Source organism: Dokdonella sp. GW821-FHT11D02, from assembly GCF_058808595.1.
In genome coordinates this window covers 4790374-4807155 of the sequence record NZ_CM179520.1, presented here as the reverse complement: position 1 = coordinate 4807155, position 16782 = coordinate 4790374, and the positions used below count along the sequence as shown (strand labels likewise).

The following is a 16782-nucleotide window of genomic DNA, read 5'->3' as shown; positions in this document are numbered from 1 at the left end:
CGGTCCCCTTCAGAGCGCGTCGTCGCCGATCTCACCGGTACGGATGCGCACGGTGTGATCGAGCTGGGTCACGAAAATCTTGCCGTCGCCGACCTTGTCGGTGCGCGCGGATTCGGTGATCGCTTCGACGATGACCTCGACGCGATCGTCGGGCACGGCGGTTTCGATCTTGATCTTCGGTACGAAATCGACGACGTATTCGGCGCCGCGATACAGCTCGGTGTGGCCCTTCTGCCGGCCGTAGCCCTTCACTTCCGTGACGGTGATGCCGGTGACGCCCGCTTGCGACAGCGCGTCGCGTACGTCGTCGAGTTTGAACGGCCGGATGATGGCGGTGATCAGTTTCATGCGAATCCTCCTGAGATTTGTGCGTTCGTGGCGACCGCGAGAATCAACGAGCAGCCGTCCATGGCTGCCATTTCGACTAGAAGGTTTTCGATACGCTGAGTACGCCGGTGCGGCGGCCGAGGAATTCGTCGTACCCGTTGGTGTAGGCGAACTCGTCCGCATTGGTGTCGTAGTAGCCGAGCGCCACGGCGATGCCGTTGGCGAAGTTGCGCGTCACGCCGAGCTTCCAATCGGTGTAGTCGGCGGCGCCGTTGTTGCGCACACGCTGGCGGCCGACGTGCGCGTTGAGCAGCCAGCCCGGCGTGAATTCCCAGTTGGCGGAGAGGTCGAGGTAGCCGCTCTGCTTGGAATCGTAGAAGCCGAACAGATTGGTGAAGGAGTGCGAGTACTTCAGCGAGACGAAGCGCCAGCCGATGCCGACGTAGCCTTCGGTCGTATAGGGGCGGGTGAATCCGCGCGGATAGTCGCCGGGGTAGTAGTAGGTGTAGACGCCGAGATCGAGCTTCCAATCGGCATCCAAAGGCACGCGCCAGCCGGCGTAGAGATCGATTTCGAGGCTGTTGGAGACGTCGAGGCCGAGTTTGGAATAGTCCGACAGCCAACTGACGTTGCTACCCCACGCGCCGACGTACCAGCCGTCGGCGCGGCCGTATTCGACGCCGCCTTGCAGGGCCGGCTCTTGGCCGGTCTGCGACAAGCCGCGGAACAAGTAATCGCTGACCAGACCGATGTTGCCGCTCAGGACCGGGCCAGGGTCGTCCTCGGCCTGGGCGTGAGCGGATAGCGCGATTGCGATGGCGAACATGACAAGCCTGCCTTTCATGCGGGATCTCCGGATCGGGGCGGATGGCCGCGCCGCCGCTGCCGCGGCGCGGACGAATGCTCCTGCGCGATGCTTCCTGGGGCTGTACCGCCCCTTCATCGCCGCTTCCCGCGGTCGGCGCCCGCAACCGGCGCCCCTCCCGTGCATCGCGAATCGTTCGCGACGGATGTCCGGATGTTCGATCGATCGTGCCGCCTCGTTTCCTCTCTGTGACGTTCGCCGCGCCAGGTGTCGCGGCCGCAGTGGTCCATCCAACTAATGCGTTAGTTGGTTATTCGAACGATGCCAGCTCGATGCGGCTTGTGGCGGCGTCCCGTCGGCACCGCCCCCGCATCGTGCGCCGCCCTCCGTCACGGAGGGCGGCGCCTTGATTCAGACCGCGTAGTACATCTGGTACTCGAGCGGATGCGTCGCCGCGCGGAAACGCGTGACTTCCTGCATCTTCAGATCGATGTAACCGTCGATGAAGTCGTCGCTGAACACGCCGCCCGCCTTGAGGAAGCCGCGATCCTTGTCCAGCGCTTCGAGCGCCTGATCGAGCGAGTGGCAGACGGTCGGGATGTTCTTCTCTTCTTCCGGCGGCAGGTCGTACAGATCCTTGTCGGCCGGCGCGCCGGGATCGATCTTGTTCAAGATGCCGTCGAGGCCGGCCATCATCAGCGCGCTGAAGGTCAGGTAGCCGGTGTTGACCGGATCCGGGAAGCGCACTTCGATGCGACGACCCTTGGGGCTGTGCACGAACGGAATGCGGCAGCTGGCCGAACGGTTGCGCGCCGAGTAGGCGAGCATGACCGGCGCTTCGAAGCCCGGCACCAGGCGCTTGTAGCTGTTGGTCGCCGAATTGGCGAACGCGTTGATCGCGCGCGCGTGCTTGAAGATGCCGCCGATGTAGTACAGCGCGGTCTGCGACAGGCCGCCGTAGAGATCGCCGGCGAACAGGTTCTGGCCGTTCTTCGCCAACGACTGATGCACGTGCATGCCCGAGCCGTTGTCGCCGACGATCGGCTTGGGCATGAAGGTCACGGTCTTGCCGTTCTGGTGCGCGACGTTCTTGACCACGTACTTCATCGTGATCAGCTCGTCGGCCTTCTTCACCAGCGTATTGAAGCGCGTGCCGATTTCGCACTGGCCGGCGTTGGCGACCTCGTGATGGTGCACTTCGACGACTTGGCCGACTGCTTCGAGCACCTTGCACATTTCGCTACGCAGGTCCTGGAAGGTGTCCACCGGTGGCACCGGGAAGTAGCCGCCCTTGATGCCGCCGCGATGGCCGGAGTTGCCGCCTTCGAACGACTTGCCCGAAGACCACGCCGCTTCTTCAGAGCCGATTTCGTAGAACACGTGGCCCATGTCGTTGCGGAAACGCACCGAGTCGAAGATGAAGAATTCCGGTTCCGGGCCGAAGAACGCGGTGTCGGCGATGCCGGTCGACTTCAGGTACGCTTCGGCGCGTTTGGCGACCGAGCGCGGATCGCGGGCGTAAGCCTGCATCGTGCTCGGCTCGAGCACGTCGCATTGCAGGAGTACGGTCTTGTCGGCCATGAACGGGTCGATGATCGCGGTGTCCGGATCGGGCAAGAGCACCATGTCGGACTCGTTGATGCCTTTCCAGCCGGCGATCGAGGAGCCGTCGAACATCTTGCCGTCTTCGAATACCGATTCGTCGATCGCATGCGCCGGGAAAGTCACGTGATGCTGCTTGCCGAGCATGTCGGCGAAGCGCAGGTCGACGAACTCGACGTCGTTTTCCTTGATCAGTTGCAGGACTTTCGTTGCGGACATGACGATCTCGAAGAGTGTGGTACGGCAGTTTGAGCAAGGTATGTGCCAAGCGCTTTTCAAGCGCATCCCACGATAAATCAGCCTCTTAGGATCGACGCTTGGCTCACGCAAGCACAAGAATGGTGCAAATCACTTCGTGTTTTGCACAAACTCGGAGCGAACCCTCCGCTCGCCCGCCCACTTCCTGCTTTCGACTTTCCCGATGAACGACATCCTGATTCCGATCCTGCTCGGCCTGATCGAAGGCATCACCGAATTCCTGCCGATCTCCAGCACCGGCCATTTATTGATCGCCGAACACTGGCTCGGACGCCGCTCCGATCTGTTCAACGTCGTGATCCAGGCCGGCGCGATCCTGGCAGTGGTGCTGATCTATCGCGAACGGCTTTGGCGTCTCGCGACCGGCTTGGGGCAGGCCGACAACCGCGACTACGCGCTGAAGCTCACGCTCGCGTTCCTGATCACCGCGGTGCTCGGATTTCTGGCCACTCGGCTTGGGTTCAAATTGCCCGAATCGGTGGCGCCGGTGGCGTGGGCGCTGATCATCGGCGGCGTCTGGATGATCGTCGCCGAATGGTTCGCCGCGAAGCAGCCCGAGCGCAGCGTCATCACCTGGCGCGTCGCGATCCTGGTCGGACTCGCTCAGGTGGTGGCGGCGATCTTCCCCGGCACCTCGCGCTCGGCGGCGACGATCTTCGTCGCCTTGTTGGCCGGCGCCAGCAATCGCGCGGCGGCGACCGAATTCGCGTTCCTGGTCGGCATCCCGACCATGTTCGCGGCGAGCGCCTACGAGCTATTGAAGTCGTTCAAGAACGGCGGCGGCGCGCACGAAGACTGGAGCGCGATCGGCCTCGCCTTCGTCGTTTCGCTGGTGACCGCTTTCGTCGCGGTGAAGTGGCTGCTCGGCTACATCCGCGCGCATCGCTTCACGCCGTTCGCGATCTATCGCATCGTGCTCGGCATCGGTCTGTTGATGGTGCTGCCGAGCGCCGATTGAGCGGGCGGCCGAGGCGCTGCCTCAGACGTCGCCTTCGCGCGACCAGCCTTCGCCGTTGCCGCGCTGGAATACGCCGTCACTCGCGAGCACTTCGCCCGCCGGGATCGATTCCTGCGCGGCAAGTTCGGCGTAGATCGGAGTGAAGTCGGGGCGCGTCGCTTCGATCAGCTGATCGAAGCTGTCGATCACGAAATAGGTCTTCTGATACGTATCGATGCGATAGCGCGTGCGCATGATGCGCGCGAGATCGAAACCGATGCGGTTGGGTGCGGCCGATTCGAGGCAATGGATCGACTCGCCCTTGGAGGACACGATGCCCGAGCCGTAGATGCGCAGCGCACCGTCCTGGCGGATCAGGCCGAACTCGACCGTGTACCAGTACAGCCGGGTCAGATTGACCAGCGCCTCGGCGCCGATGCCGTGCGCTTTGACGCCGCCGCGCCCGTAGGCCTGCATGTAGTCGGCGAAGACCGGATTGAGCAGCAGCGGCACATGACCGAACAGGTCGTGGAAGAGATCCGGTTCGGCGATGTAGTCGATCTGCTCGGGCTTGCGAATCCACCAAGTCACCGGGAAGCGGCGGTTGGCGAGATGATCGAAGAAGGTCAGCTCCGGCAACAGGCCTTCGACGCCGATCAGCTCCCAGCCGGTGGCCTTGGCCAGCACCGCGTTGAGTTCCTCGAAGCGAGGAATCGCGTCCGGCGTCATGCCGAAGCGCTGCTGGTTGTCGAGGAATTCGCGACAAGCGCGGCCCTTCAACACTTCGCGCTGACGCTCGAACAACGTCGCCCAAGTAGTGTGGTCGGCCGGCGAATAGCTCGACCACGGCTGCTCGACCACGGCGGTCGTATACACCGGCACGTAGCCCTTGTCGGTCTGCTGGTGTTCGACGCGGCGGGGAGCGGTAGCGTTCATCGAATTTTCCTTTGCGCTCGTCCTTGATCGCGAGTATCGAGTGCGGCCATTCCCGGCTGCAGCTCATGGACAGACGCAAAGCTTAGCGCGGTTCGGCCGCTGCCGCGCTGCGGCTCGTCAATGCAGAGTCGGCGGCCGATCTTCGCGTGGCCGCGGCTGGAACACGATCACGCGGCCGCGCTCTTCCTCAGGCGCCGCGCGCTGCCACAGCACCGGCACGTTGTGCGCGCGCGGCGGTTCCAATTCCTGATCCGGCAGCGGTTCGACGTCTTCGTCTTCCCACGAATAGCGCTTGCGCGGCGGCAGCGGATCGCGCGCGCGCAGCAGCACGGCCGCAAGCACGCCGGCGACTGCGCCGGCGAGGTGGTACTCGAAGCTGATGTTCGCCTCGCGCGGCAGTACCGTCATCAACATGCCGCCGTAGAGGAAGAACACCACCAGCGACACCACCACCGCGAGCCGGTCGCGCCGCAACAAGCCCATCACGAACAAGAAGAACATCAGCCCGTGCGCGATGCCGCTGGCGCCCACGTGCGTGGACGGGCGCGCGAACAACCAGACGGCGAGGCCGGAGGCGAGCCAGATCAGCGGCAGCGCAAGCCGCGCGGCGCGCGGATAGCAATACAGCGTCAGCGTCGCCATCAAGGCCAACGGCAGGGTGTTGGACATCAGATGATCGAACGACGCGTGCGCGAACGGCGCGGTCAGTATCCCGATCAAGCCGCCGAAATGGCGCGGCCGTACGCCGAGGTCGTCGAGCGACCAGCCCAGCAGCCAAGCGAGCAGCCAGGCGACCCAGATTCCGGCGAGCAGGGCCATCGCGCCGAGCACGGCGTAGCGCACGCGCTCGCGATCGTTGGCGACGGCGAGGGCGGTCGGTTCCGGTACGGGGCGCGCGAAGTCCATGCCGCCATCATGGGGCCCGCTGTGCGCCGCCTCAAGGCGCGCCGCGCCGCGGCGGCAGGCGCAGGCTGGCGACGATCGAGGCGCCGATCAGCAGCGCGACGATGCCGAGCGCGATGCCGATCGGGATTTTGTAGAGGTCGGCGATCAGCATCTTCGTGCCGATGAACAGCAGCACCGACGCGAGGCCATAGCTGAGCAGATGGAAGCGCTCGGCGGCGCCGGCGAGCAGGAAGAACATCGCGCGCAAGCCGAGCACCGCGAACACGTTCGAGGTCAGCACGACGAACGGGTCTTCGGTGACGGCGAAGATGGCCGGAATCGAATCGACGGCGAAGATCACGTCGGTGACCGCGATCAGCACCATCACCACGAACAGCGGCGTGTACAGGCGTTTGCCGCCCTCCAGTACGCGCAGCGCGCTGCCGCGGAATTCCTTGGTCAGCGGCAGATGGTTGCGCATCCAGCGCAGCATCGGATTGGATTCCAGATCCGGTTCCTGGTTCGCGGCGAGCAGCATCTTAATGCCGGTGACGATCAGGAACAGGCCGAAGAGATAGAGGATCCAGTGGAACTTGGCGACCAGCGCGGCGCCGATGAAGATCAGGATCGCGCGCAGCACGATCGCGCCGAGCACGCCGATCATCAACGCGCGCTGGCGCTGTTCGGGCGGTACCGCGAAGTAGTTGAAGATCATCAGGAACACGAAGATGTTGTCGACCGCGAGCGATTTCTCCACCACGTAGCCGGTGAGAAACTCGAGACCGATCTCGTTCGCCACGGCGCGGCCGGCGTGGCCGTCGAGCCACCACCAAAGACCGAGATTGAACGCGAGCGCGAGGCCGACCCAGGCCAGGCTCCAGATCAGCGCTTCGCGAAAAGAGACTCGATGCGGGCCGCCGCTGCGCAGCACCAGGAAATCGACCACCAGCGCGGCGAAGACGATCAGCGCGAAGGCGGTCCACAAGCCGGTAGTTCCGATGGTATTCATGCTGGCATCCGAAAAGAAAAAACCCCGTGAGCCGACGGCGCACGGGGCCTTTGCGTTTTCGCAGGGCGCACCTTCGCCGTAATCGGCGAAGGTCTCGCTCGCAAGCCCTAGAGCTTGCCCACCGGACCGGAGCCTTACGGCTCGTGCTGACGATCGCGGCGGCGGGAGCTACTCCCCTTCTATGCGACCGACGATAACGGGGCGGAGGCGCCGTGGCAAGCGCGCCGACCCTCGCCCTCGTCAGGGAACGACGAACGCGACCCGGATCGCATACAGCACGGCGATCGCAACACCCACCACCGTGGCCGCGACGACCAAACCGGCGACGACCCGCATCGCGGTGACGCCTTCCGAATCGGTCTTGGCGTCGGCGCCGAGACCGCGCACCTGCTGGCCGACCCAATCCAGTGCGTTGCGCAGCGACTCGGCCGTGCCGAGCGGACGCCGTTCGGAGTTGCTCAGCTGCGAGTTCTGCTTGCTGTTCTCGCCGATCACTGGGCGGGTCGTCTCGGTCAGGTTCGCGCGCGCCTTGCTGTCGGCGCCGTCGCGCAAGGCCTTAGCCTCCGCGCGCGCCTGCGCTTCGGCAGCTTTGGCCTCAGCCGCGGCCGCCTTGGCTTCGGCCAAGGTCTTGCCCGGTTGCTGCTGCTGTTGCGCTTCGGCGGTCTGTTTGGCCAGTGAACGGTCGAGGGTTTCCGCTTGGCGCTTCGCGTCGGCCGGAAGCTGCTGCGGCAGATTGCGCAGTTCGGCTTCCGAGCGCGCGGTTTGCTGCTGCTGCGACGGCAGCGGCAACTGCTTGTCTTGCGCGGTCGTCTGCTGCGTCGTGGTGGCGGCCTGCGCAAACAGCGAGCCCTGCAACAAGGCTTTCTGTTCCGGCGTCAGCGGCAGACCCGCGGCGAGCTGTGCTTGCGCGTTCTGCAGCGGCGAGGAGAGGCCGGCAGCCAGATTGCTGAGACCGCCGAGCAGAGTCTGCGCGACCAGTGCCTGCATCGCGGAAGGCAATGCCGCCGCCTGGGCAGTCTGCGCTGCTTGTGCAGTTTGCGCAGTCGGCGCCGATTGAGTCGACTGCGGCGTTGCGATTTGTGTCGTCGGGGTGCCGGAGCTTCCTGGAGGGGCGTTGCGCCCGGCATCCGCAGCCCGGTCTGCGGCCGAATAAGCCTGACCTTGTGCTGCGGTTGGCGCATCCGTACTGCGCCCGCTGTAGCCGCCCGGTGCATTGCCGGATGCGGAAGAAGTGCCGCCGTTCCCCTGCGGGCTGTCGTTGCGCGTGAGGCCCTCGGTGTTCCGCGGCGTCGATTCGCCCGGAGCGCGAATCGGGTTCGGATCGGAGATGGGGTTGGGCCGGTCCGCACCGTTCGGTAACGGCTGGCCGGTTCGGTTGGAACCTTCGTTGCCCGAATGTGACTGATCGGGAGAAGAGGACCACGGGTTGGGGGACACGTCGCCGTTTCGCCCGGACAGAGCGCCCAACAGGTTGGTCACCGTTTGACCGAGACCGCCGATCAAGTCCGGTATCAAGCCGCCGCCGTGCTGGCCATTACCGCCGACGTTGTTGCCGCCACCGAACGATCCGGGCCAATTCTGGCCGCCGTGGTCGGAGTTGCCCCAGCCGCCGCGGTCCGGGCCGCCATTCCAATTGCCGCCTCCATGGTTGCCATTGTCGCCATGGTCGCCGTTGCCACCATGCTCGCCGTTGCCACCCTTGCCGCCTTTCTGGTCTTGTCCACCGACGACGAAATTGCCGCTGTCGCCGGGGCCGCCAGTCCGGGCACCGGGCTCGCCACCTTCGGTATTTCCGGTCGATTGCGTGCCGTCGGTATCCGTCCCCGTCGGATCGCTTGGTCCGGTGGGCGGATCGTTTCGATTCAAATCGGTGGGAGGAGGGGTTCCGCCCCCGGCCCTAGTGACCCCAGTCATGGTCCGACTCCGCTGCGATTCCGGCGCGCTCTTGACGCGAACGCCGAAAGATTGTACCTCGCGGGATGGTCGGTGCCGGGACTAGGGAAAACCCGGGGTTTGGTACCCCGTCACACTATGCGCGAAGGCCGAAGCGGGCGGTCTGAGCGGGAGCAGGGTCCGCACTTTCGCCGGGGCGGGAGGCTTCCCCCGGGAAGGCCCCGGGGGAAGCAGCGACACAGTCTTACTCGCAGAGCATGCCGTTCTCGCCGAACAGGCGGTTGTAGCGAACCGTTCCGCTGATGCTCGGCACCGGCGAGGGCAGGCCCGCCAGCGGCGCGAAATTGATTTCCATGCGGTTGCAGTGCGGGAAGGTGAACGTCGCGCTGCCCCAGCGCGGCTGCGCGCCGCCGTTGCCGAGGTAGTAGACGTCGGAGTTCACGCTGACCATGTTCTCGGTGAACGGCGCGCTGCCGACCAGCCAGAACGGATTGCCGTTCTGGTCGCGCGTCAACAGATCGAACACGATCTGGCGCGAATACGTCGCGTTGGCGCCCGTGCCGGTCCACTGCTCGCTGACCTGCACCAGCAGACCGTCCGGCCGCCCGTCGGCGACCCACTGCGCGGCGGCGTAGCCGTCGAACGGCAGCGGATTGAAGGCGTCGGGGTATTCGGACTGGATCGGCTGATAGCCTTCGACCGCGAGATCGACCGGCGAGACGGTGTCGAGGCCCGGGTCCACGCGCAGCGTGAACGGATAATTGAAGAAGAACGAGCGCGAACCGACGTAGGGATAGTTCTCCAACGCGTACGTCACGACGTCGGGCATCGGTGCGTCATAAGCCGTATCGGAGATGACCGTGTTCGGTTCGGTCGCGGGACGTACGCGGCTCGCGGCATCGAACGCGCTGCCCGACTGCGAAGCCATCAGGAACGGGAACGTCACTAGCACGTTAGGGCTCGCATTGCCGTCTCGCTCGAAACGGACCAAGGTCAGCGAATTCTTGCCGCCGTCTCCGTTGTACGGTGTCAACTGACCGCTGCTGCTGCAGGCCAAGCGCCAGACCGTCAATGTGACGTTTTCCGTGCCCAACAACTCAAGGGAATTAGCATCCTTTGCCACCAGCGGCACGCGTGCTTGGGCAAGAACTGGGCCGCTAACCGAGTCCGGCAGCGGATCGGCCGCGCAACTCGGCGGATACGTACGGAAGCCGTTAGCGTGCGGCGTGCCCGGATACGTGCTGGCTTTTTCGGCCTTGGCCGTAGCGACGCCGTTTTCGCCGGGCGCCGCCGCGCGCACGCGCTTGTTGCGCTCGACCGCATCGGCCGCGACTTTCGCGTGGTAGGCCTTGATCGCTTCGGGCGAAAGCGGCGTCAGATTGCTGTCAGCGACAGCCGGAACGGCAGCGACGCCGGCTGCGAGCGCGAGCGTCAGAGTGGTCAGGTTTCGCATTGGTGTTTCCCCAAGGTCAGGTTGGGCGAGAATGGTTCGGTTGCGATGAATTCGCAGTGAATCGACAGGCCACGAAGCGCGGCTATCCCGATGATCGCGCGAGTGCGGGCTCGACAATAGGGCTTGGCGCACAATCTCGGGAGAACTCGCGTCCGCGCAATCTCCTCTATCGACGCGCTCGCGGCGCACGGCGTCGCAAGCCCTTCGCTATCATGTGCGGATGAATCACCCCACCGCGGGCGCGCTGCCCCTGATCCAGCTCAAGACCGAACGCCGCTCGAACCATCCCTGGATTTTCCAGAAGATGGTCGAGAAGCCTGCGGTCAAACCCAAGCCCGGCACCATCGTCGACATCGTCGACCGCGAAGGCACGTTCGCCGGGCGCGGTTTCTACAATGGCCATTCGCGCATCGCCTTGCGCGTGCTGACGGCCGATCCGGACGAAGCGGTCGACGAGGCCTTCTTCGCGCGCCGTATCGCGGCCGCGGTGTCGCTGCGCCGCGACCTGCTCGGTCTCGACGCCGTCACCGACGCGTATCGGCTGATCCATTCCGAGGGCGACGGCTTGTCCGGCCTGGTCGTCGATCGCTTCGCCGATACCCTGGTCATCGAGTACTTCTCGGCCGGCATGTTCCGTCAGCGCGATCTGATCCGGCGCTGCCTGCTCGAGCACTTTCCCGCGGCGAACTTGTACTGGTTCGCCGAGGAACACGTGCAGAAACAGGAGAGTTTCGATTGCGGCATCCCGGTGGCGCCGACGCCGACCGTGATCGAGGAGCACGGCGTGCGCTTTCACGCCGCGCCGGGCACCAAGCACAAGACCGGCTTCTTCGCCGATCAGCGCGACAACCGCAAGCTGTTGTCGGAATTCTGCAGCGGCAAGCGCGTACTGGATTTGTGCTGCAATTCGGGCGGCTTCGCTTTGTATGCGAAGACGGTCGGTGCTGCGGACGAGGTGGTCGGGGTTGATCTCGACGAGGAAATTCTCGGCATCGCGGAAAAGAATGCGCGCCTGAACAAGGCGCGCGTGCGCTTCGTGCAGGCCGACATCTTCCATTGGCTGCGCGACGGCAAGCAGGACCCCTTCGACGTGGTCGTGCTCGATCCGGCCAAGATGACGCGCGATCGCGAGCAGGTGATTCCGGCGCTGAAGAAATACCTCGACATGAACAAGCTCGCGCTCGGCGCGGTCAAGCCGGGCGGCATGTTCCTGACCTGTTCGTGCACCGGCCTGGTCAGCGAAGAGCAGTTCCTCGACATGCTGCGCCGCGCGGCCTTCTACGCCGGCCGCACGGTGCAGGTGCTGAAGGTCAGCGGGGCGGGCCCGGATCATCCGTGGCAGGCGCACGTGCCCGAATCGCGCTACCTCAAGGCCGCGCTCTGTCGCGTCGAGTGAAGGCGCACCGCGCCTGGGCGCGGCACGCGGGAACGCTTCAGCGTGCTGGGATGCGGTTGGCCAGCACGAGTTCGGCCCGTGCCGGTTGGCCGTCGCGACGGTAGTCGAGCATCAGGCGAGTGCCGGCCGGCAGCTCGCGCAGGCGCTGACGCCAGTCGGACAAGGACCGTTTCGTGATCGCTTCGCCGTCGATCGCGGTGATCAGGTCCTCGTTGCGCAGCTGCGCTCGTGCCGCGGCGCTGTCGGCGGCGACATCGACGATCTTGAGCGCATCGCCCGCGCCAAGCAGCCACAGGCCGCTGCGATCGAACGAGTCCGCTTCGCCGTAGCTCGCGTTCGGTGCCAGATACATGCGCTTGCTGGCGTAGTCGAACGCAACGGTGAAACGTTTCAGCACGCCGCCGCCGAGATTGGCGGACGGATCGGGCGCGGCGAAGGCGCTTTTGTCGCCGGTGTAGAGATCGCCGGCGATACCGTCGACCGCGAGCGCACCGAGTTCGAGCCTCCCCATGCGCGCCGGTCGGCCACGCGCCGGTCCGCCGACGCCCCAGCCGACCACCGCTTCCGGCGCGGCTCGATACTTCGCCACCAAGCCGTTGGCCTTGACGAAGGGCGAGTGCAGGGTCAGCGACGCGCGCGAGCCGGTATCGACACTGATGCGCAACGGACGGCCATCGAGCTTGCCGGCGATGATCGGAATGCGCTCGGCGAGTTCGAACGGCAGTGCCGTGGCGGAAGGCGGCGGCGTGAACTTGGCTGGTTCGGCCAGCACCAGTTCGTGGGCGGCGTAGTCGATGGTGACGCCGAAGCGGCGGAACATTTCGTAGCCGACCAAGCCGTCGCTGTCGAACCCTTCGACTTCGGGCAGTGCGCCCAGGCTCATGATCATGAAAACGGGATTGGCGAGTTTCGCGTCGCCGACGCGAACTTCCTTGGCGTGCGCGAACGCGACGTCGACGCTCTCGTCGCCGGCGCCGCGCGCCGCCAGCTTGCCTTCGCCTTCGAGGCCGAACTTCTTCGCCGCAGCCGGCGTCAGCAGATTGGCGCCGCCGGTGTCGAGCAGGAAGCGCGCCTTCTTGCCGTCGATCGCGCCGTCGACGTAGATGTGGTTGTTGACCAGCTCGAATCGAATCCGCGTGAGTCCCGCGGCATTGTCGATGCGTGCGGTCGCGGCCATCGCCGGCGCGGCGAAATCAGCATCCGAGATCGGTATGTTCAATGCGGCCCGCTCGATGCGCGCCTCGCTACGTTGACGCGGCTCGACGCGGCCGCTGGCATCGGTGAGGTCGGTGATCGATTGGAACGGCAGCCGCAGACCATCGACCGTGCGCCAGTCGTCGAACACCGTCGTCGCGGTGTCCTGCCCCTGCGGTTGGACGACCCGACTCAATAGATTGGTCTGCGCGTCGAACCACAGCCCGAGCGGATCGCCTCCTTCGGGCGTCGCCGTGATCACCTCGTAGCGGCGGCCGTCGGCTACGCGACTCTCGCCTCGATTCCAGCGCGCCGGCCAGCGCTCGGGATACCAATAGCCGTGCGCGTCGAGCCAGGCTTGGCTGCGCGCACGGCGTTTGGCGTCGACCGCATCGAGCACGGCCACTTCGCCACCCGGATCGCGCGACCAGCCGATGTTGCCATCGTAGCCGTCGGCTCCTTCGATCGGACCGAGCTTGTAGCTGCTGACCGTTCGTCCGCGCACCAGATCCTGGACTGAGCGGTAGCTGCCGTCGAGGCCGCCGGCGCGCACGCTGCCGTGGCTCTCGATCGTTTTCGCCGTGTCCCAGCGCACGCCCCCGCTGGCTTCTTTGTAGCGCGCGAACAGCGTGGCTGCGTCGTCGGCGGCGTGCGCGTTTGGTGCGCCGAGCGCGGCCGCGAGCAGCAGGCTCGCCCATAGGTGTTTCGACATCGTCGTTCTCCGTGGTGACTCGGCGCTGCTTGCGCCGCGCCGTCGTTGTTTGAATAATTGATCATAATTTCAAACGAGGCAAACCAACCAATGGCACGGAACAAGCGCGCCGTGATCGAAGCGGCCGAGCAGATCGAACTGCTCGCCTCGCCCACGCGTATCGAAATCGTCGACACCTTGGAAGCGCTCGGTGATGCGGCATCGGTGGCCGAACTCGCGACCCAGCTCGGCCGCCCGGCGGACGGCCTCTACTACCACCTGCGCCAGCTCGTCGCCGGCGGCTTGATCGACGAGGAGGTGACCGCGGACGGCCGCCGCTACCGCACGCGCACGCGTGCCGGCGAGCGCTTACGCCTGCGCTACCGGCCCGGCGCCACCGCCAACGCGAAAGCGGTCGAGCGCGTCGCCGCCAGCGTGCTGCGCGTGGCCGGGCGCGACTTCGCGCGCGCGCTGGCCGACGGCCGCTCGGTCGTCGAAGGGCCGCGGCGCGAACTTTGGGCCGCGCGCGGCAAGGGCTGGGTCGACGCGGCCGACCTGACTGAAATCAACCGCCTTTTGACGCGCCTGATGGAGCTGCTGCAACAGCCGCGCAAGCGTCGCAGCGGCCGTCTGGTCGCGCTGTCGTGGGTGCTCGCGCCGCTCGACGCGAAGCCGGCGCGGCGCCAGGCGGACGTCGCGACGAAGCGAGTGCGTACGCGTTGAGCGCAAGCGCGGCTGCTAAACTGCGCTCTCGCAAGTCGCAAGGCGTCCGTATGAAGAAGTCCAAACCCGCAGCGAAGAAGGCGCTCGCGCCGGTCAGTCAGGTCCAGGCCGAGGACGCAGTGCGCACCCTGTTGCGCTGGGCCGGTGAGGATCCCTCGCGTGAAGGGCTGCTCGACACGCCCAAGCGCGTCGTCGAAGCGTATCGCGACTGGTTCTCCGGCTACGCAATCGATCCGGCCGACTATTTGCGCCGCACCTTCGAGGAGGTCGCCGGCTACGACGAGATGATCGTGCTGCGCGACATCGAGTTCGAATCGTTCTGCGAACACCACATGGCGCCGATCATCGGCCGCGCGCACATCGGCTACCTGCCGACCGACAAGGTGGTCGGCATCAGCAAGCTCGCGCGCGTCGTCGACGCCTACGCGCGGCGTTTCCAGGTGCAGGAGAAGCTCACCGCGCAGATCGCCCATTGCATCGAGGACGTGCTCAAGCCGCGCGGCGTCGGCGTCGTGATCGATGCGGTGCATCAGTGCATGACGACGCGTGGCGTGCACAAGCGCGGCGTGTCGATGATCACCAGCCAGATGCGCGGCAGCTTCCGCGAAGATGCGCGCACGCGCAGCGAATTCCTGCGCTTCATCGACATCCACTCGCCGCATTGAGCGTCGCCGCCGGGCGCGAGCGCCCGAGCGGCGATGGTCACGCGGGAGCGAGGCGCCGCAGCGGCCGCCGTTCAGTCGCCGCGCCAGCGCGAAGGAATGCGATCCGCTAGCACGAGTTCAGCCTCGCCGGCCTTGCCGTCGCGGCGGAAGCCGACGACTAGACGCGTTCCGACCGGCAGTTCGCGCAAGCGTGCTCGCCATTCGCCCAGGCCGCGTACGGAAGCCGCCTCGCCGCCGATCGATACGATGCGATCGTTCTCGCGCAACCGTGCGCGCGCGGCCGCACTGTCGGCGGCGACGTCGCCCACGCGCAGCGCATCGCCGTCCGCTTGCAGCCACAGTCCGCTGCGATCGAAGGCGCTGGGCTTGCCGCTCGCAGCATTCGGCGCGAGATACATGCGCTTGGCGGCGTAGTCGAGGCCGACCGTGAAGCGGCGCAATGTACCGCCACCCAAGATCGCGCCGAGATCGGGACTGGATTCGGCGCCCTTGCTCGCGCTCGACAGATCGCCGGCCAAACCTTCGACCTTGATCTCGCCGATCGCGAGCGTGCCGAGCCGGGCCGGCCGCGCGCGCGCCGGTCCGCCGATGCCCCAGCCGACCACGGTTTCTCCGGCCGCGCGATATTTCCGAATCAAGCCGTGTGCGCGCACGAACGGACTGAACAAGCTCAGCGAGCCGCGCGAACCGGTATCGACCCACAGCCGCAGCGGAATGCCATCGAGCGCGCCGGCCAGGATCGGCGCGTAGTCGTCCTGCTCGAAGCCAAGTGCCGTGGCGCCGGCCGGCGGCTGGTAGCGCGTGGGCTCGCTGAGGCTCAGCACGCGCGCGGCGTAGTCGAAGGTGGTGCCGAAGCGGCGGAACATTTCGTAGCCGATGTAGCCGTCGTACGGCACGCCCGTCGAATTGGGCTGCTCGCCGAGATCGAGCACATAGAAGACCGGATCGGAAAGCACCGCGTCGCCGACACGCAGGTTGCGCGCGCGTGCGTAGCCGAATTCGGCGTTGTTCTCGCCCGCGCCGCTGACGCTGAAGCGGCCGGCGTCGGACAGGCCCAGCCGTTTCGCCGCCGCCGGCGTCAGCAGGTTGACCGCGCCGGTGTCGACCAGGAAGCGCGCCGGCTTGCCGTCGATGGTGGCGTCGACGTACATGTGGTTGTTGACCAGATCGAACGGAATGCGCGTCACGCCGGTGGCGTTGTCGACGCGTGCATCGGTCGGCATCGGCGGCGGCGCGAAATCGGCGTCCGCCGCGACGCGGTTCACGGCGTATCGCTGCACCTGCAGTTCGCTGCGTTGGCGCGGGTCCTCGCGGCCGGCGCCGTCGATGGTGCCGATGGCGATGCGATGCGGCAGGCGCAGCCCGTCGACCTCGCGGTAGTCCTGCAACGACGACACGATCGACCCGCCGGAAGCGGCCAGCACGATGCGCGCGAGCAGGCCGGATTCGGTGTCGAACCAGAGTTCGACCGCATCGCCGCCTTGCGGCGTCACTCCGACGACGTCGTAGCGGCGGCCGCCGAACGAACGCTGCTGCGTCGCGCTGTAGCGAGCGGTTGCGCGTTCGGCATACCAATACCCGCGAGTGGTCAACCACGCCAGGGAACGCATCCGCCGCAGCGGTATCGCACCGTCGAGCAAGGCGACTTCGCCGCCGACGTCGCGCCGCCACGGCAGGCGGCCGTCGTAGCCTTCGGCCTGGTCGAAGGCGCCTAAGCGTGCGGACTCGACGTAGCGGCCGCGGCCGAGATCCTGCGTCGTCTGCCAGGCTCCCGTGAGGCCTCCGGCCGACTTCTCGCCTTCCAGACCCAGCATGCGCACGTCATCCCACTGCGTGCCGCCGCTGACCGCCTTGGCGCGCGCCAGTACGGCGGTCGCATCGTGAGCCTGCGCCGAGATCGACGCGGCCAAGAGAAACACGCCGAGCATTGCGAACCTGAACTTCATGATTCCATCCGTTTCGCCGAAACCGACGGAGTGTCAGTGGGCATGCGCGCGAAAATCGTCCG

General features: G+C 66.1%; 14 protein-coding genes. 4 read left to right on the top strand and 10 right to left on the bottom strand.

The features are described from left to right. Positions 1–9 precede the first annotated feature (9 nt). From AC3QL3_RS20355 to glnA, 3 genes are all read right to left on the bottom strand, one after another. A complete protein-coding gene (locus AC3QL3_RS20355) occupies positions 10–348 on the bottom strand; it encodes a P-II family nitrogen regulator (protein ID WP_492895939.1) in 339 nt (112 codons plus the stop codon). Positions 349–424: 76 nt separating this feature from the next. Continuing rightward, a complete protein-coding gene (locus AC3QL3_RS20350) occupies positions 425–1171 on the bottom strand; it encodes a TorF family putative porin (protein ID WP_492895938.1) in 747 nt (248 codons plus the stop codon). A gap of 372 nt (positions 1172–1543) precedes the next feature. Continuing rightward, on the bottom strand, positions 1544–2953 hold the full coding sequence (gene glnA / locus AC3QL3_RS20345; RefSeq protein ID WP_492895937.1) for a type I glutamate--ammonia ligase: 1410 nt from the start codon (positions 2951–2953) through the stop codon (positions 1544–1546). A gap of 202 nt (positions 2954–3155) precedes the next feature. Here glnA and AC3QL3_RS20340 point away from each other — a divergent pair, with 202 nt between their 5' ends. Next, positions 3156–3950, top strand: a complete 795-nt coding sequence (locus tag AC3QL3_RS20340) for an undecaprenyl-diphosphate phosphatase (protein WP_492895936.1) — start codon at positions 3156–3158, stop codon at positions 3948–3950. 21 nt (positions 3951–3971) lie between these two features. Here AC3QL3_RS20340 and phhA read toward each other — a convergent pair whose 3' ends face one another. The 5 genes from phhA to AC3QL3_RS20315 form a co-directional block, all read right to left on the bottom strand. Continuing rightward, positions 3972–4865, bottom strand: coding sequence for a phenylalanine 4-monooxygenase (phhA, locus tag AC3QL3_RS20335; protein ID WP_492895935.1), 894 nt, complete (start codon positions 4863–4865; stop codon positions 3972–3974). 117 nt (positions 4866–4982) lie between these two features. Beyond that, complete coding sequence (locus tag AC3QL3_RS20330) at positions 4983–5771, bottom strand: rhomboid family intramembrane serine protease (protein WP_492895934.1); 789 nt, start codon at positions 5769–5771, stop codon at positions 4983–4985. Between the two features lie 31 nt (positions 5772–5802). Then, positions 5803–6759, bottom strand: coding sequence for a TerC family protein (locus AC3QL3_RS20325; protein ID WP_492895933.1), 957 nt, complete (start codon positions 6757–6759; stop codon positions 5803–5805). A gap of 240 nt (positions 6760–6999) precedes the next feature. Continuing rightward, positions 7000–8673, bottom strand: a complete 1674-nt coding sequence (locus tag AC3QL3_RS20320) for a hypothetical protein (RefSeq protein ID WP_492895932.1) — start codon at positions 8671–8673, stop codon at positions 7000–7002. Positions 8674–8896: 223 nt separating this feature from the next. Further along, entirely contained in the window at positions 8897–10105 is a 1209-nt protein-coding gene (locus AC3QL3_RS20315) for a hypothetical protein (RefSeq protein ID WP_492895931.1), read from the bottom strand. A 220-nt stretch (positions 10106–10325) separates the two neighbouring features. On the opposite strand from AC3QL3_RS20315, the gene AC3QL3_RS20310 reads away from it, so the two are divergent. Beyond that, entirely contained in the window at positions 10326–11501 is a 1176-nt protein-coding gene (locus tag AC3QL3_RS20310) for a class I SAM-dependent rRNA methyltransferase (protein ID WP_492895930.1), read from the top strand. A 37-nt stretch (positions 11502–11538) separates the two neighbouring features. Here AC3QL3_RS20310 and AC3QL3_RS20305 read toward each other — a convergent pair whose 3' ends face one another. After that, positions 11539–13407: an aspartyl protease family protein gene (locus tag AC3QL3_RS20305; protein WP_492895929.1), complete on the bottom strand. Its 1869-nt coding sequence runs from the start codon at positions 13405–13407 to the stop codon at positions 11539–11541. Between the two features lie 90 nt (positions 13408–13497). On the opposite strand from AC3QL3_RS20305, the gene AC3QL3_RS20300 reads away from it, so the two are divergent. Next, positions 13498–14109, top strand: coding sequence for a helix-turn-helix domain-containing protein (locus tag AC3QL3_RS20300; RefSeq protein ID WP_492895928.1), 612 nt, complete (start codon positions 13498–13500; stop codon positions 14107–14109). A gap of 50 nt (positions 14110–14159) precedes the next feature. Then, on the top strand, positions 14160–14774 hold the full coding sequence (folE, locus tag AC3QL3_RS20295) for a GTP cyclohydrolase I FolE (protein ID WP_492895927.1): 615 nt from the start codon (positions 14160–14162) through the stop codon (positions 14772–14774). 71 nt (positions 14775–14845) lie between these two features. Here the strand turns inward: folE and AC3QL3_RS20290 are convergent, their stop codons facing one another. Continuing rightward, positions 14846–16720: a retropepsin-like aspartic protease gene (locus AC3QL3_RS20290; RefSeq protein WP_492895926.1), complete on the bottom strand. Its 1875-nt coding sequence runs from the start codon at positions 16718–16720 to the stop codon at positions 14846–14848. Positions 16721–16782: the final 62 nt, after the last annotated feature.

Excerpts from the sequence above, each read along its gene's own strand:
- AC3QL3_RS20305 (WP_492895929.1), bottom strand. The coding sequence starts at position 13,407 with ATGTCGAAACACCTATGGGCGAGCCTGCTGCTCGCGGCCGCGCTCGGC.
- AC3QL3_RS20315 (WP_492895931.1), bottom strand. The coding sequence starts at position 10,105 with ATGCGAAACCTGACCACTCTGACGCTCGCGCTCGCAGCCGGCGTCGCT.
- glnA (WP_492895937.1), bottom strand. The coding sequence starts at position 2,953 with ATGTCCGCAACGAAAGTCCTGCAACTGATCAAGGAAAACGACGTCGAG.
- AC3QL3_RS20330 (WP_492895934.1), bottom strand. The coding sequence starts at position 5,771 with ATGGACTTCGCGCGCCCCGTACCGGAACCGACCGCCCTCGCCGTCGCC.
- AC3QL3_RS20300 (WP_492895928.1), top strand. The coding sequence starts at position 13,498 with ATGGCACGGAACAAGCGCGCCGTGATCGAAGCGGCCGAGCAGATCGAA.
- AC3QL3_RS20320 (WP_492895932.1), bottom strand. The coding sequence starts at position 8,673 with ATGACTGGGGTCACTAGGGCCGGGGGCGGAACCCCTCCTCCCACCGAT.
- folE (WP_492895927.1), top strand. The coding sequence starts at position 14,160 with ATGAAGAAGTCCAAACCCGCAGCGAAGAAGGCGCTCGCGCCGGTCAGT.
- AC3QL3_RS20325 (WP_492895933.1), bottom strand. The coding sequence starts at position 6,759 with ATGAATACCATCGGAACTACCGGCTTGTGGACCGCCTTCGCGCTGATC.
- phhA (WP_492895935.1), bottom strand. The coding sequence starts at position 4,865 with ATGAACGCTACCGCTCCCCGCCGCGTCGAACACCAGCAGACCGACAAG.
- AC3QL3_RS20350 (WP_492895938.1), bottom strand. The coding sequence starts at position 1,171 with ATGAAAGGCAGGCTTGTCATGTTCGCCATCGCAATCGCGCTATCCGCT.
- AC3QL3_RS20310 (WP_492895930.1), top strand. The coding sequence starts at position 10,326 with ATGAATCACCCCACCGCGGGCGCGCTGCCCCTGATCCAGCTCAAGACC.
- AC3QL3_RS20340 (WP_492895936.1), top strand. The coding sequence starts at position 3,156 with ATGAACGACATCCTGATTCCGATCCTGCTCGGCCTGATCGAAGGCATC.
- AC3QL3_RS20355 (WP_492895939.1), bottom strand. The coding sequence starts at position 348 with ATGAAACTGATCACCGCCATCATCCGGCCGTTCAAACTCGACGACGTA.
- AC3QL3_RS20290 (WP_492895926.1), bottom strand. The coding sequence starts at position 16,720 with ATGAAGTTCAGGTTCGCAATGCTCGGCGTGTTTCTCTTGGCCGCGTCG.